The organism is Bacillus zhangzhouensis (assembly GCF_000715205.1).
GTDB lineage: Bacteria > Bacillota > Bacilli > Bacillales > Bacillaceae > Bacillus > Bacillus zhangzhouensis.
Genome location: NZ_JOTP01000044.1, coordinates 1 through 14,087 on the forward strand (window position 1 = coordinate 1; position 14,087 = coordinate 14,087).

The window sequence follows — 14,087 nt, forward strand, 5'->3', positions numbered from 1 at the left end:
TTAGTATGCTTTTCTCTATTATAAAACGGGGGAATGGAAACTTTAAGGAAAAAAATAAAGCTGTCGAGATTTTCTCGACAGCCTGAGCACACCTTTATAGGGTGTGCTTCTTTTTTACATTTGGTATTTTTTCTTAAATAGTTCGGCTCTACCGCCTCTTTCTCCGAATTTCTGGCGTCCTGTATAAAATGGATGCGTATCAGAGCTTGTTTCTACCTTAATGACAGGATACGTTTTCCCATCATCCCACTCTACAGTTTCGTTTGATGTCTTTGTTGATCTACTCAAGAAGCGATAACCGCTGTTTACGTCCATAAATACAACTTCATGTGAGGTTGGATGAATATCTCTTTTCAATGTCAAAAACTCCTTTCGCAACAAAACGTAATTATTACGCTTTATGATTATATTCTACTCCCTCTTTTACAACTTGTCAAAAAACAAGCTTTCTTAGCCAGGAAGAATAATCTAAAAATGGTGGAGAATAATAAGCATCATGAAAAAGAGAAGTGATAAGAAAGGCGGAGAAAAAATTGACTGATCTCGTTTTAGCTAGAAGCCTGTTCGGCACAACAATGGGCTTTCATATTATTTATGCCTCGCTTGGTGTCGGCATCCCGCTAATGATTTTATTAGCTGAACTCATCTTTCAAAAAACGAAAGACCCGCATTATGCCGTCATGGCCAAGCGATGGACAAAGGCACAGGCTGTCCTATTAGGCGTTGCCATTCCAACAGGTACCATTGCCGGTACGCAGCTTGCCCTACTATGGCCAGGTTTTATGGAGGTTATCGGAAAGGTCATGTCACTTCCATTTCAGATTGAAATCTATGCTTTCTTTATTGAAGCATTATTTATGTCTATTTATGTGTACGCAGCGGATCGCCTCTCACCTGCTATGCGCATCATTACCGTAATTTTTGTCGTGATTGGCGCAGCCGCTTCAGCGATTCTGATTACAAACGTACATGCTTTTGAAGGAACACCTGCTGGCTTTCAGATGGTCAATGGAGAAATCACGAATATCGAGCCCTGGAAGGCCTTTTTCAATCCAAGTTTTGTTGTGACCGCTACACATGTCGTGCTGTCTGCTTTTACAACAGGTGCTTTTGTGATTGCTTCAGTGGCTGCTTTTAAAATGCTCAAAACAAGAAAAAACGAGAAGCTCTATTCGTTTCATCGAAAAGCCCTTTTTCTTGGACTCATTGTAGGTGGACTTTTCTCTTTTCTTACAGCCTTAAACGGTCACGAATCCGCTCAGCTCCTGTATGAATATCAGCCTGAAAAGTTAGCGGGTGCAGAAGGTTTATTTGAAACGCAATCACATGCGCCTCTTGCAATAGGTGGTTTTACTGATGCCGATTCGCAGGAAATTAAAGGTGCGATTGAAATCCCATGGGCCCTTAGTTTTCTGGCAGGAAATAGCTTTGATACGGTGGTCAAAGGCTTAAATGATTTTCCTCGTGACGAGTGGCCGCCTTTATTTATTCACACGTTATTTAACGGCATGGTCATTATTGGATCAGTGCTCATTCTATTTGCTATGTTAGCACTGTTCTATCGTAAAATTTTAAAACGTGAACATTATCCGAAGTGGCTCCTTTTTCTTTACTTATTCGGCGGACCACTAAGTCTCTTGGCCATTGAATTCGGCTGGATTTTTGCATGTACAGGCCGCCAGCCATGGGTCATTTATCGAATGCTTAAAACTTCAGAGGTTGTCACGTCATCAGGCTCTATTGGGACACTCTTCATTCTTTTTGCCATTGTCTATCTCATTTTAGGCATAGCAACCGTTATTGTACTGACGTACTACTTTAGAAAACATTCAATTGAAGAAGACCTACGGTTAACAGAATCTTAAAAAGGGAGCGATCTTGATGCAAATGGATGTTACAACTGATGCGCTCATTGCAATCACCATCTTATGGGGATTCGTTTTTATCTACGCAGTGATGGCATCAATGGATTTCGGCGCAGGATTTTGGTCGATGATTTATATGAATAGAGAGCAAACAAAGGCTGCTAATATCGCAAATAAGTATCTCTCTCCAACATGGGAAGTGACAAACGTATTCATTGTGGCCATCGTCGTCGCTTTGTTTAGCCTGTTTCCAGGTGCGACCTTTGTACTTGGCACCGTTTTATTAATACCAGGCAGCATCATTTTATTGCTTCTTGCACTGCGAAGCGGGTTTCTCGTATTTTCTCATTCACTGCCTAAAAAATACCGGAAAGCCGTCACATACATTTCAGGGATTAGCGGCTTTATCATTCCGTCCATCCTCATCATGGTTCTTCCGATTACCCATGGTGGGTTTATCTTTCAGGAGAACAACATCTACTCGTTAGATTTAGGACTGGTCTTTACAAGTGCAAATGTCTATTCCTTCGTGGGCTTTGCGATTTTCAGCACCCTTTTTCTCTCGTCTTTGCTTTTAGCTGATTTCTCTAATGTGGCAGATGAAGATGAAGCCTACAGCATTTATAGAAGAGGTGCTCTCATTACTGGTCCGCTTTCTCTCATGATGGCCTTCTTTATCATGCTGACTCTTCGAAGCGAGGCCAATTGGCTGTTTTCAAAAATGATGGAGAACATCCCCATTCTGATTGTTTCCCTGCTCATGTTTTTGCTTGCAGGATTGGCCCTATTTATACCAAACAGCCGATTTAAGCATCGGAGAGGGAGACCACGTTTAGCCGTCATTGCGATTACCATTCAATATTTCTTAGCAAGCTATGTGTATGGACGTGCACATTTGCCCTATATGGCTTATCCAGATATTACAATCATGTCTGGATTTACAGACCCTGTCACATTTAGGGCATTATTTATTACGTATATTGTAGGTTTTATCATCTTATTTCCTGGGTTCTATTTCTTCTGGAAATTATTTATGAAGGATAAGCGTTATATACGTCAGGAAGATTAACATGAATGGACGACGTTCATTTCGGTTACATTATAAAAGAAAGAAAGACATACTCAAAAGGAGGTCATCTGTATGAGTCAAAAAATCCTTTGTGAAGTAAACAACTGTTCCTATTGGAATGCTGGAAATCGCTGTGGTGCAGATGCAATCTATGTCGTCAGCCATACAGGAAATACGGCTGAGAAAAGTGAAGAAACTGACTGTAAAACGTTTAAACCTCAAGATCTTTAAGTCTCATTAAAGGAGGCGCTTCACTTTGAAACACGATCGGCTGCTTCAAACGTTTTTTGACGATATTCATGACGCGGACGAAGCCACATTTTATCAGGCAGCTCACTCCTTTTTAAACCTTTGGGATGATGAATATGGTCATGTAACAAACATGCCTCATGAGATGCATCAGTATATTGGACAGCTTGCTTACGACAGCGAGCTGGTAGAAGAGTAAGAAAGAGCGGATCACCGCTCTTTCTTTTTTGTTCAGACAGGAAGGAAAAACTTTCCCCCACTATACATATTTTCTATTGGATGTGCAAAAGGTGATAATCTCGTTTTCATTTCACAAAATCATGTTTTGTAAATACGTCAATTTTATCTGAAAAAGAACGGAGCGCTTGATAATCAACTTCCACACCCATTCCTGGAGAACGAGGCACCTCAATAAACCCATTTTCAACTTTGATTTCAGGAAAAATGATATCCTGCTCCCAGTATTTTGACGAAGCTGAAATATCACCTGGGATTGTAAATTGCGGAAGCGAAGCAAGTGCCACGTTCTGCGCGCGAGAAATGCCTGTTTCAATCATCCCCCCACACCATAAAGGAACTTGATGCTCCTTACAAAACGCATGAATTTTAAGTGCTTCTGTCAGCCCGCCAACTCGTGAAGGCTTCACATTAATAATTTGACAGCTGCCTAGTTCTATAGCCTTTCGGGCATCGTCTAAAGAACAAATACTTTCGTCCAAGCAAATAGGTGTTTTTAAATGCTTTTGCAAATGACGATGATCCACAATATCATCAGCAGCTAAAGGCTGTTCAATCATTAATAAACGAATGTCATCGAGCTGCTTCAGTTTGCTAATATCCTTTAATTCATAGGCAGAGTTTGCATCCGCCATTAACGGAAGATCAGGAAAAGACTCTCGTATCTTTTGAAGAAGTCCAATATCTTGTCCCGGCTTAATCTTCACCTTCACACGCTGGTAGCCTTGGTCAACATATTGCTGAATTTGCTGAAGCATTTCATCAATGGGTCCTAAACCCGCCACAACACCAGATGGAATTCTCTCTTTTTTGCCGCCTAATACGTCGCGTAAGGACTTATTCTCACGCTTCGCATAAATATCCCAAACAGCCGCTTCAATTCCCGCTTTGGCCATTCTATTGCCTTTAAAGTGATATAGGCTATCTGGAATTTCTGAAGGATGTGTAAAAGAACGCGTCAGCACATTCGGAATAAAGAAAGCCCTTAGCATGTGATAACAGGTTTCGATTGTTTCTTCTGTATACCACGGGGAAGAGAAGGCAGACACCTCTCCCCACCCAGTCAATCCTGTTTGATCTTTTACCTCGACAATAATAAACTCACGCTCTGAGATTGTTCCTAAACTTGTTGTAAATGGCTGCTTGAGCTTCATCGTGACATGATATAATATCACTCGTTCAATTTGAATCATCTCAAAAACCCCTTTGACTTGAGTCTGTGCCTCTGCAATTTATTCGACGCATTTCTTGGCAGCTCGTCCACAAATTGAAAAACAGCTGGCCATTTATACTTGGCTAAATGCGACTGACATAAAGCATAGAGCTCATTCTCAGGTATCTTATGGTCTGTCACAAGAAAGGCAGCAGGTACCTCTCCCCATCTATCATCATACATACCCGTCACTCCGGCTTCCTTTACATACGGATGTGTTAAGAGAACCGCTTCAATTTCTGCAGGATAAATATTCTCTCCACCAGAAATAATTAAATCTGAACGTCGGTCGAGCACAAATAAAAACCCTTCCTCATCCACATATCCAATATCACCTGTTTTCAGCCAGCCTTGATCAAAGGCAGCAGCGGTTTCTTCTTCACGGTGTAGGTATCCTTTCATTACATTTGCACCTTTAACCATGATTTCACCATGCTCAAAAGGTCGACAAGTGCGTTGACCATCTTGAATCTTCAGTTCACACCCAAATAGAGGTTTTCCCGCCGATCCAAGCTTTTCTACACTAAATTCAGGCGCAAGTGTCACAATTTGTGAGCAGGTTTCCGTCATACCGTACGATTGAAACACAGGAAAGCCCTTCTCTTTGCTCTCTTGAAGCATGGCATAAGGCGCGGGCCCTCCGCCTAATAAAAGACAGCGTAAAGAAGACGGACATTCTTCTAACCTACTTAATAAACAGGATAACATCGTTTGAACAACTGAAATCATCGTCACACGATGCTGTTCAATTGAAGCCTTTACCTCATCGACATCAAATTTTTGATGAAGCACGACGGTCATGCCGTATATAACAGATTTAAATAGAGCTGATAAGCCGCTTATATGAAAAAGGGGCAGCGCAATAAGCCAGCGGTCGTCCTCTCTGAGGCCTACATTCAGTGCAGAGGAAACTGCACTATGAAAATGATTGCCAAACGTTTGCTCCACCCCTTTTGGACGCCCTGTCGTTCCAGATGTATACATGATGGTCGCTGTTTCATTCAAATCAAAGTCTTTCTCGATTTTCTTTTTATGATCTTGATCAGCTTCAGGCAAAGTTTCAATTGTATAAACAGGTAAATCACCATCATGATCATTTGCATAAACAGGTTCTGTTAATAAAGCCGCTGTTTTTGCATCTTCAAGCTGATAGAGCCTTTCAACTTTTGTTAACTTATTGTTCAATAGCACGATTTTTAATCCTAATAAAAAACAAGCATGAACAAGCATCACCATTTGAGGATGATTGTTCATCAAAAGCGCAACCGTCTCCCCTTTTTTCAGTGATGTACGTGCAAGTCTATTTGAAAGCTCATCTACTTCAAAGGCTAATTCGCGAAATGTCCACTTTTTATCTTGATAAATGAGCGCGACTCGGTCTGGCGTTAAATAGGCACGGTGCAGCAGCCAATTGGGTTGCTTCATCATGACACCTCCTTTTCGTAAAAGAAAACAGCTTAGTCTGATGCACTAAGCTGTTTTCATTCATATCATTGAATCAAGGGAAACGCGGGAACTGACCGAAATCCGGCTTGCGTTTTTCCTTAAAGGAATCGCGTCCTTCTTTTGCTTCATCTGTTGTGTAATAAAGAAGTGTCGCATCCCCTGCAAATTGCTGAATCCCAGCTAATCCATCCGTATCTGCATTAAATGCAGCCTTCAAGAATCGTAAAGCAGTCGGGCTCTTTTCTAGCATTTCCCCACACCACTTCACTGTTTCTTCTTCAAGCTGCTCTAATGGTACAACTGTGTTGACAAGTCCCATATCAAGCGCTTCTTGTGCATTGTATTGACGGCATAAGTACCAGATTTCTCTCGCTTTCTTATGACCAACAATACGTGCAAGATAGCCTGAGCCATAACCAGCATCAAAGCTGCCTACTTTTGGTCCTGTTTGTCCAAAAATGGCATTGTCTGCTGCAATGGTCAGATCACAAACGATATGAAGAACATGTCCCCCGCCAATCGCATAACCTGCAACCATCGCAATGACTGGTTTTGGAATGACACGAATCAAACGCTGTAAGTCTAATACGTTGAGACGCGGAATTTGATCGTCTCCTACATAGCCGCCATGGCCGCGTACTTTTTGGTCTCCACCAGAACAGAATGCTTTACCTCCAGCACCTGCAAGTACGATCACGCCAACATCAGAATTATCACGAGCGCGTGAAAATGCATCAATTAATTCACTGACGGTCTTTGGTGTAAACGCGTTATGTACATGTGGACGGTTAATGGTGATCTTTGCAATCCCATGATACGTTTCATATAAAATTTCGTCATACTGACGCTCAGTTTGCCATTCAATAGCCATCAATATTTCCTCCTTTAATCTTGCGCTAAAATAAACTCACTTACTATTTTACCAAAAAAATGTGGCTGTTCCACATGAACTGTATGCCCAGCATGCTCTGCCAATGTTAATTGACTACCTTCAAGCTCCTGCTGCATACATTTGGCGATATGACAGAACTTTTCATCAAGCGTTCCGCATATGAACAAAACAGGCAGTTTAATATGCTTTAGTGCCTGCCACATAGACGGCTGTGAACCTGTTCCTATGCCTTCTAGGCTGCGAGCTAGCCCAAGGGGATTGGATTTTAGCCTTCCCTCTCTCAGTTGAGCCAGTCTGCCTGCTGGTAAGGATTTCTGCGAAGCAAACAGCGGAATGTTCTCCCAAAAATCCACAAACTGAGTTAAGCCTTCATGTCTAATCTTTTGAGCCAGCTGATGATCATGCTTTAGCCTTGTCATCCGCTCCTTGAAAGAACGAAGCCCTGGAGACGCACTCTCAAGGATCAGTTTGTTTACACGTTCTGGATAACGGGAGGTAAACGATAAAGCAATACGCCCTCCCATAGAATATCCGAGAATATTCACTTTGTGAAGCTTTAATTGATCTAAAATTTCAGCAAGATCTGTCAGCTGCTGCGACATCGCATATCTTCTCACGCTTTTTGGTGAGTCCGTGCGGCCATGCCCAAGCAAGCTGACCTGAATCAATCTTGTATTCTCCGTATAAGCATTCAGAAACTGCCAAGAGGCGGCACTACCTGTAAATCCATGTAAACATAACGTGGCATTCTCAGCCGATCGGTTTTGATCCACCACCTCATACGCAACACCATCACGCATTCGTATTATGAGAGAAGACATTCTTTTTTCACTTCTCCTAAAATCTCATCCATCATCTGGCGGTGCTTGCCTACACGGGAATGCCGGTCTGTTTCAATTTCAATTAAATGAAGCCCAGGCTCATGGATATGCGACATGTACACATCGTGTAATTCTTGCTTCGTTGTTGGCTTCGAATAGGTTCCCCCATACAGCTTCGATGCATACTCAAAATTCAGCCCAGTCGGCGTACCGAAGAGTTTCTCATAATACGGCTCATCAGATGCCTGCGGAAGGAAAGAAAAGATTCCTCCACCATCATTGTTTAACAAAACAACCGTCAGTGGAATTTCCATCAACTTAGCAGCAAGAAGCCCATTCATATCATGGTAAAAAGACAAGTCTCCAATGACCAAGGTAATCGGTTGTTTCAGAGCCGCATACGTTCCGAGTGCTGTGGACACAACGCCATCAATGCCATTTGCCCCGCGATTCGCCAGCATACGAAAAGATTTCGACTGAGTTTCAAAAAATGTATCCACATCACGAATCGGCATACTATTTCCGATAAAAAGCACACTCTCCTTTGGCAAGAGGTGCTGAAGCTGACGATACACATTTCCCTCGAATGTCAGGTCCTCATCAGAATATTGGGCTGCATGCGTTCTAAAAGAAGAATTGACACTCTGCCAGCAGTTTAAGTAATTTGTATCCTCACGTTGATCCGCTCTATTTAAGACTTCATCTACAAAAGTAGCCACATGACTTTCAATCACGTATGATGCACTTAATCCAGGATCTCGAAAACCTCCGCCAGCATCTACGACAATCTGCTTCACTTCTGCATGCTTTTCCAACCACTTGAATAAAGGCTTAGACACAGGCATCGGTCCAAAACGAATCACCATATCAGGCAATAGATGCTGCTGTAATGCTTGATCTTTCAATAAAGAATCATACGCATCGATAATCAACTCTTCATTTTCATGCCCATTTCGCAAATGAGAAAGCGGGTCAGCTAAAATGGGAACATGCAAGGCTTTCGAAAGACGTAACACTGCCTCTTGCTCTTCCTTCGTATGAAGTTCACCAGCAACAATCAGCCCTCTTGTAGATTGGTTCATGATTGTCACTAATTCAGACATGACATGATCATTTGGGAAAGCGTGACCTGCTGATAATACCTTTTTCGTGTCTGTTGCTTCTCTATGAAAAGGATCAATGGCCAGATCAGGAAGCAACGGTTCTCTCAGTGGCACATTGACCTGAACAGGTCCCTTTGGCTCCTGCATTGAGATGTGACTTGCTCTAGCGGCAGCAGTCTGTACATACCGAAGCATCGTTTGACTTTCTTCAGGCAATGCTAAGTCTGTGAACCATTTAACAAACTTACCGAATAAGAATTGCTGATCAATCGCTTGAGGTGCCCCAACTTCCCTCAATTCGTGCGGCCGATCAGCAGTTAAAACAATGAGTGGTACCCTTGAATAATGCGCCTCTACAATGGCTGGGTAAAAGTTAGCAGCTGCCGTACCTGATGTACAAATGAGCAGCACTGGTTTTTGACTCGCTTTCGCAAGACCAAGCGCATAAAAAGCAGCAGATCGTTCATCCACTAACACATGGACATTGATGTCTTGATGGGCAAGAGCCAGCATCGCAAGCGGGGTTGAACGAGAACCAGGACAGACAACCGCCTCCTTCACACCACCTTGTACAAATTCATCCATCAATCTGCCAATATATGTTGTCATGATTTGATTATTCAATAGGACGACCTCCAAGAGCAGACAGCATTGGTCTTAATTTCACTTGCGTTTCCTCGTACTCCTGCTTTGCAAGGGAATCCTCGACAATTCCGCAGCCTGCGAACAAACGAACATGGTCTTCCTCAATAAGACCTGACCGAATCGCCACAGCAAATTCTCCATTGTCCTGAGAATCAATCCAGCCAACCGGTGCGGCATACCAACCACGTTTCAACGGTTCGATTTCACGGATCACCTCAACCGCCTTTTCCTTCGGATATCCTCCTAATGCCGGCGTTGGATGGAGCTGCTCTATTAATGAAAAGAGGGAACAGCTGCTTTTGATTTCTCCTACAATCGGTGTAAATAAATGCTGAATGTTTTTTGTTTTATAAAGACTTGGTTGATTAGGTTTATGCACGTGATGGCAGTTTGCCTCAAATGCTTGCTCAATCATATTGACGACAATTTGATGTTCAATCAAATTTTTCTCATCGTGAAGCAGTTCCTCACCCAATGCTTGATCTTCGGTTTCATCTTTCCCACGTACAATAGAACCTGCTAAGCAAGATGAAAAGACTTCTTCACCGCTTTTTTTGACTAAACGTTCCGGCGTAGCTCCGACAAACGCTTGTCTTCCCTGTTCTATAGCAAATACGTAACTCGTCGTTTGGTGCTTTAATAATTCTGCTAATAGTGGAGCAAGTTCAATTTGATTTTTATAGTGAAGCAAGACTTCTCTTGCTAAAACAACCTTTTCATATTCGTTCGCACGAATGTGTTCTGTCGCTTCAAGGATTGCCTTCATCCATTCCGTCACATCCAGTTCTTCCATATGAACTAGCTCAGCTTGTCCATCAGTTCGTACCGGTAATGTCTCGAAACGAGAGGCTTTCTGTTCTACCTCTTGAATGAGCTGATGAACATTCCCGTCCACCTGCTTCCATTCATTGATCGTAAGAAACGTGCCTTCTTTGGAGACAGTCAGCATCATAGATGGCACAAAAAAATGAGCCTCGCCAAACGCTTCCCAGTGACGCGCCTTCTTTTCATACGGATCAAATGAAAATCCTCCAAATAAAAGCGGACCAACAGCTGCTTGCTTTAGCTCCTTCTCATCATGAAAATGGAACATGTGCTGTTTTAGCTGTTCCCATTCATGATGAACTGTATCGAATCGTTCCTTGCCTTGCTCAGATGATTTAATGACGGCCGCTCTGCCAAGTCCAGAAAATATCATTTGGCTTTCTGGATCAGACCAAAAAAACCGCTCGCCTAAAAAATCCGCTTCGCCACTTTGGAAAAAGGCAAGAGGATCTAGATCGTCAACTCTTCTGGAGTAGCTTATCAAAACAGCATGGTTGACGTTATTCGCTTCTTCTAATGTCGCAAGCGCTTCCTGCCGGAAAGTACTTTGCACTGTTGTCACCATGATACATTCCTCCAAAATCCATGAAATAACATAAAAAATAAAACCATCATGTAAAAAATACATGAACATTCGAGTATGTCGAATGACCTGTTTTTCTATTATAAACCTTAACAGATGAACTTAGTAAAGAAAACAGCTTTTAAAACCTCGAATCCTTATTATATCACGCTTTCAAGATTTTTTCGCTCCCGCTTATCGAAACGAGAGCATCTAAAGAAAAATGGCAGGACCTGTTCTAAGATCAAGCTTCTCTCTATATGGCAACGATTAGCAAACATCTTTTTCAGGTTTCATCGCATCAATATATTGACACCCTTTTGAACTTTGCTAAACTGGAATTTGGACGTGTACGTATTTTTTTATTTAAAGGAGTATATTTTATGCAGCATCAATCGATAACAGATCAGCTTTCACCGATTAAGCCTGATAAAAACTGGCGAATTTGGTGGAATTTACTACGGCCGCATACATTAACAGCGGCATTTATTCCCGTTACTTTAGGAACTGTTCTAGCACTTCCGAGTGGTCAAATACATGTTGGGCTATTTTTAGCTATGCTATTTGCATCTATGTTTATCCAAATCGCAACGAACATGTTTAATGAGTATTTTGACTATGTTCGCGGGTTGGACAATGAGCAATCTGTCGGCATCGGCGGCGCCATTGTTAGAAATGGTGTGAAACCAAAAACAGTTCTCAGCCTCGCCTATGCATTATTCGCGCTTTCTTTATTACTTGGGGTTTATATTTGCATGATGTCTAGCTGGTGGATTGCACTTATAGGACTTATTTGTATGGCAGCAGGTTATTTCTATACCGGTGGACCTGTACCAATTGCTTATACACCATTTGGAGAACTTGTATCAGGTGCTTTTATGGGATTAGGGATTATCCTCATTAGTTTCTATATCCAAACAGGCACATTGACGTCAAAAGCTATTCTCGTGTCATTGCCGATTTCTATTTTAGTTGGAGCCATCTTACTGTCGAACAATATCCGGGATTTAGACGGCGACAAGGAAAATGGACGTAAAACACTTGCTATCCTTGCTGGACGTAAAAATGCAGTGAACATTCTACTTTCTATGTTTTTGGTATCATATGTACTCATTTTTGTTTATATCTTCACAGATATCGTTGGTCTTTGGAGTCTGCTTGTTTTACTCAGTGTGCCAAAAGCATATACAGCCATTAAAGAGTTTAAGCAAAAAGAAAAGCCAATTGAATTAATGAATGCGATGAAATCTACAGCTCAAACCAATACTTTTTTCGGTTTCCTGTTAACGATCGCATTAATACTACAATATTATATTGCGTAATATCCAACGCCTGCAGCCGCAGGCGTTTTTTTATGAGGAATTGCTTCAAATTGGAACTAGTCTTACATGCAAAATTGCTCATACTAACAATATGTTTGATATGAAAGGATGATCGCTTTGTTGTCTAAAGACGAATTACATCATTTGAAGCAGCGACTTCTCGATGAAAAACAAGAAATTGAAGCCAATAGCCATGACGAAGAACAGAAAGTATCATTTCCTTATGATGCAGTCGGAGAACTGTCTGCCTATGACAACCATCCTGGTGACCAAGGAACAGAACTGTTCGAGCGCGGAAAAGATATTGCCTTAAACAGTTTGGCACATGAACATTTGTCAGACATCAATGAAGCACTCCAAGCAATCGCAGACGGCTCATATGGTGTGTGTAAGGTATGTAAAGCCCCTATTCCTAAAGAACGATTAGAAGCCTTGCCTACCGCCGTCACATGCCTAGAGCATTCAAAAGAGCAGACCGTTTCACAAAATCGTCCCATTGAAGAGGATTTATTAAATCCGCCATCAGGACAATTTGAAAATGAAGAAAGTGCTGCCTACGATGGAGAAGATGCATATCAAGACGTAGAACGCTACGGCAACTCTGATACCCCGTCCGATATGGAATTTCCTCCGCAAACTTACGATGATGTGTATACACAATCAGAAGATGAAGATTATGTTGAAGACTATGAAGGATTCGCGGCTGCTGATATCGAAGGCAAAGCAAGCAAGGTGTATCCAAATAAAGCACACGAAGCTTATGAAGATGCATTAGATGAAGAAGGCGTCATGACGGTGTTTGGTGACTTGAAGCCATACGAAGAAGAACCTTATACAGAAAAAAATCAATAGTCCCCTCATATTGGGGGCTTTATGTTTATATCATGTAATAATTGGGAAATCACTTTAAGAGTGAATTTGATTGGAGGAGATTCTTGATGGCTAGAAAAAGTATCATTTGGGCGATTATCGTCTTCTTTATTACATATGCTCTATTCTCTATTGCAGGGTTCTTGTTCCCTATCGACAGAGAATGGTATGATGCATTAAACAAACCGGAATGGACACCTAGTGGGGGCGTGATTGGAGCTGTCTGGGCTGTCTTATTTGCTCTCATCTCGTTGTCTGCAGCGATTATTTATGGGAAGTACGGATTTCAAAAAATCACTTTACCGTTTTGGATTCTTTTTCTTTTAAATTACGTGTTCAATCAAGCCTTTAGCTTTTTTCAATTTACACAAAAAGATTTGTTTGCCGCTACCATTGACTGTCTGCTTGTTGCACTGACAGCACTCGCACTTGTCATCGTCTCACGAAAGCTCAGTAAAGTCGTTTCTATATTAATGATCCCTTATGTCTTATGGGGATTCTTTGCGACATATTTGTCTTATATGATCTATTCCATGAATATGTAAAAAAAGACCGCGATAATGGCGGTCTTTCGTTTTGATAAAAAGAAAAAAGAGATCTTTCATAGATCTCTTTTCAAAATGACCCGTACGGGATTCGAACCCGTGGCTATTTTTAGCTATGCTATTTGCATCTATGTTTATCCAAATCGCAACGAACATGTTTAATGAGTATTTTGACTATGTTCGCGGGTTGGACAATGAGCAATCAGCATCTACGACAATCTGCTTCACTTCTGCATGCTTTTCCAACCACTTGAATAAAGGCTTAGACACAGGCATCGGTCCAAAACGAATCACCATATCAGGCAATAGATGCTGCTGTAATGCTTGATCTTTCAATAAAGAATCATACGCATCGATAATCAACTCTTCATTTTAATTACCATTTCGCAAATGACAATGACGGTAACATTTATTTTGAATTTG

Annotated in this window: 15 protein-coding genes and 1 pseudogene; 8 read left to right on the top strand and 8 right to left on the bottom strand. The window is 41.6% G+C overall.

Annotated features, from left to right (window positions below):
• Positions 1 to 114 precede the first annotated feature (114 nt).
• Positions 115 to 357: a type B 50S ribosomal protein L31 gene (locus BA70_RS18235; protein ID WP_034325136.1), complete on the bottom strand. Its 243-nt coding sequence runs from the start codon at positions 355 to 357 to the stop codon at positions 115 to 117.
• A 176-nt stretch (positions 358 to 533) separates the two neighbouring features.
• Between BA70_RS18235 and BA70_RS18240 the strand changes: the two genes are divergently transcribed.
• From BA70_RS18240 to BA70_RS18250, 4 genes are all read left to right on the top strand, one after another.
• The gene (locus tag BA70_RS18240; RefSeq protein WP_034325137.1) at positions 534 to 1,865 is read left to right on the top strand and encodes a cytochrome ubiquinol oxidase subunit I; all 1,332 of its coding nucleotides are present in this window, start codon (positions 534 to 536) and stop codon (positions 1,863 to 1,865) included.
• Positions 1,866 to 1,887: 22 nt separating this feature from the next.
• Complete coding sequence (locus BA70_RS18245) at positions 1,888 to 2,934, top strand: cytochrome d ubiquinol oxidase subunit II (protein WP_189318114.1); 1,047 nt, start codon at positions 1,888 to 1,890, stop codon at positions 2,932 to 2,934.
• A gap of 72 nt (positions 2,935 to 3,006) precedes the next feature.
• Positions 3,007 to 3,165, top strand: a complete 159-nt coding sequence (locus tag BA70_RS19780; RefSeq protein WP_008360682.1) for a DUF1540 domain-containing protein — start codon at positions 3,007 to 3,009, stop codon at positions 3,163 to 3,165.
• 25 nt (positions 3,166 to 3,190) lie between these two features.
• Complete coding sequence (locus BA70_RS18250) at positions 3,191 to 3,382, top strand: hypothetical protein (RefSeq protein WP_034325139.1); 192 nt, start codon at positions 3,191 to 3,193, stop codon at positions 3,380 to 3,382.
• A gap of 106 nt (positions 3,383 to 3,488) precedes the next feature.
• Here the strand turns inward: BA70_RS18250 and menC are convergent, their stop codons facing one another.
• The 6 genes from menC to BA70_RS18280 form a co-directional block, all read right to left on the bottom strand.
• The gene (gene menC / locus BA70_RS18255; protein WP_034325140.1) at positions 3,489 to 4,613 is read right to left on the bottom strand and encodes an o-succinylbenzoate synthase; all 1,125 of its coding nucleotides are present in this window, start codon (positions 4,611 to 4,613) and stop codon (positions 3,489 to 3,491) included.
• Positions 4,610 to 6,061 carry an o-succinylbenzoate--CoA ligase gene (locus tag BA70_RS18260; RefSeq protein ID WP_034325141.1) on the bottom strand — a complete coding sequence of 484 codons (1,452 nt, stop codon included), beginning with the start codon at positions 6,059 to 6,061 and terminating at the stop codon, positions 4,610 to 4,612. Before BA70_RS18260 ends, menC begins: the two co-directional genes overlap by 4 nt.
• Before the next feature lie 70 nt (positions 6,062 to 6,131).
• Positions 6,132 to 6,950 (bottom strand): 1,4-dihydroxy-2-naphthoyl-CoA synthase, encoded by an 819-nt coding sequence (menB, locus tag BA70_RS18265; RefSeq protein WP_034325142.1) that lies wholly within the window; start codon positions 6,948 to 6,950, stop codon positions 6,132 to 6,134.
• 14 nt (positions 6,951 to 6,964) lie between these two features.
• Complete coding sequence (gene menH / locus BA70_RS18270) at positions 6,965 to 7,792, bottom strand: 2-succinyl-6-hydroxy-2,4-cyclohexadiene-1-carboxylate synthase (RefSeq protein ID WP_034325143.1); 828 nt, start codon at positions 7,790 to 7,792, stop codon at positions 6,965 to 6,967.
• Positions 7,777 to 9,519, bottom strand: coding sequence for a 2-succinyl-5-enolpyruvyl-6-hydroxy-3-cyclohexene-1-carboxylic-acid synthase (gene menD, locus BA70_RS18275; RefSeq protein WP_034325144.1), 1,743 nt, complete (start codon positions 9,517 to 9,519; stop codon positions 7,777 to 7,779). The genes menH and menD overlap by 16 nt, the downstream gene beginning before the upstream one ends.
• A complete protein-coding gene (locus tag BA70_RS18280; protein ID WP_034325145.1) occupies positions 9,512 to 10,930 on the bottom strand; it encodes an isochorismate synthase in 1,419 nt (472 codons plus the stop codon). The genes menD and BA70_RS18280 overlap by 8 nt, the downstream gene beginning before the upstream one ends.
• Before the next feature lie 380 nt (positions 10,931 to 11,310).
• On the opposite strand from BA70_RS18280, the gene BA70_RS18285 reads away from it, so the two are divergent.
• From BA70_RS18285 to BA70_RS20715, 4 genes and pseudogenes are all read left to right on the top strand, one after another.
• Entirely contained in the window at positions 11,311 to 12,249 is a 939-nt protein-coding gene (locus BA70_RS18285) for a 1,4-dihydroxy-2-naphthoate polyprenyltransferase (protein WP_034325146.1), read from the top strand.
• Positions 12,250 to 12,366: 117 nt separating this feature from the next.
• Positions 12,367 to 13,101 (top strand): TraR/DksA C4-type zinc finger protein, encoded by a 735-nt coding sequence (locus BA70_RS18290; RefSeq protein WP_034325147.1) that lies wholly within the window; start codon positions 12,367 to 12,369, stop codon positions 13,099 to 13,101.
• Between the two features lie 86 nt (positions 13,102 to 13,187).
• Positions 13,188 to 13,664, top strand: a complete 477-nt coding sequence (locus BA70_RS18295) for a TspO/MBR family protein (protein WP_034325148.1) — start codon at positions 13,188 to 13,190, stop codon at positions 13,662 to 13,664.
• A 103-nt stretch (positions 13,665 to 13,767) separates the two neighbouring features.
• Positions 13,768 to 13,869: pseudogene (locus tag BA70_RS20715) on the top strand (1,4-dihydroxy-2-naphthoate polyprenyltransferase); the annotation flags it as partial.
• On the opposite strand, the gene BA70_RS21025 reads toward BA70_RS20715, so the two are convergent.
• Positions 13,839 to 14,000: a hypothetical protein gene (locus BA70_RS21025; protein ID WP_239646709.1), complete on the bottom strand. Its 162-nt coding sequence runs from the start codon at positions 13,998 to 14,000 to the stop codon at positions 13,839 to 13,841. The pseudogene BA70_RS20715 and the gene BA70_RS21025 sit on opposite strands and share 31 nt — an antisense overlap.
• Positions 14,001 to 14,087: the final 87 nt, after the last annotated feature.

Bases quoted from the DNA above. Each gene is read 5' to 3' on its own strand.
- menB (WP_034325142.1), bottom strand. From the start codon at position 6,950: ATGGCTATTGAATGGCAAACTGAGCGTCAGTATGACGAAATTTTATAT.
- BA70_RS18280 (WP_034325145.1), bottom strand. From the start codon at position 10,930: ATGGTGACAACAGTGCAAAGTACTTTCCGGCAGGAAGCGCTTGCGACA.
- menC (WP_034325140.1), bottom strand. From the start codon at position 4,613: ATGATTCAAATTGAACGAGTGATATTATATCATGTCACGATGAAGCTC.
- BA70_RS18295 (WP_034325148.1), top strand. From the start codon at position 13,188: ATGGCTAGAAAAAGTATCATTTGGGCGATTATCGTCTTCTTTATTACA.
- menH (WP_034325143.1), bottom strand. From the start codon at position 7,792: ATGTCTTCTCTCATAATACGAATGCGTGATGGTGTTGCGTATGAGGTG.
- BA70_RS18285 (WP_034325146.1), top strand. From the start codon at position 11,311: ATGCAGCATCAATCGATAACAGATCAGCTTTCACCGATTAAGCCTGAT.
- BA70_RS18245 (WP_189318114.1), top strand. From the start codon at position 1,888: ATGGATGTTACAACTGATGCGCTCATTGCAATCACCATCTTATGGGGA.
- BA70_RS19780 (WP_008360682.1), top strand. From the start codon at position 3,007: ATGAGTCAAAAAATCCTTTGTGAAGTAAACAACTGTTCCTATTGGAAT.
- BA70_RS18260 (WP_034325141.1), bottom strand. From the start codon at position 6,061: ATGATGAAGCAACCCAATTGGCTGCTGCACCGTGCCTATTTAACGCCA.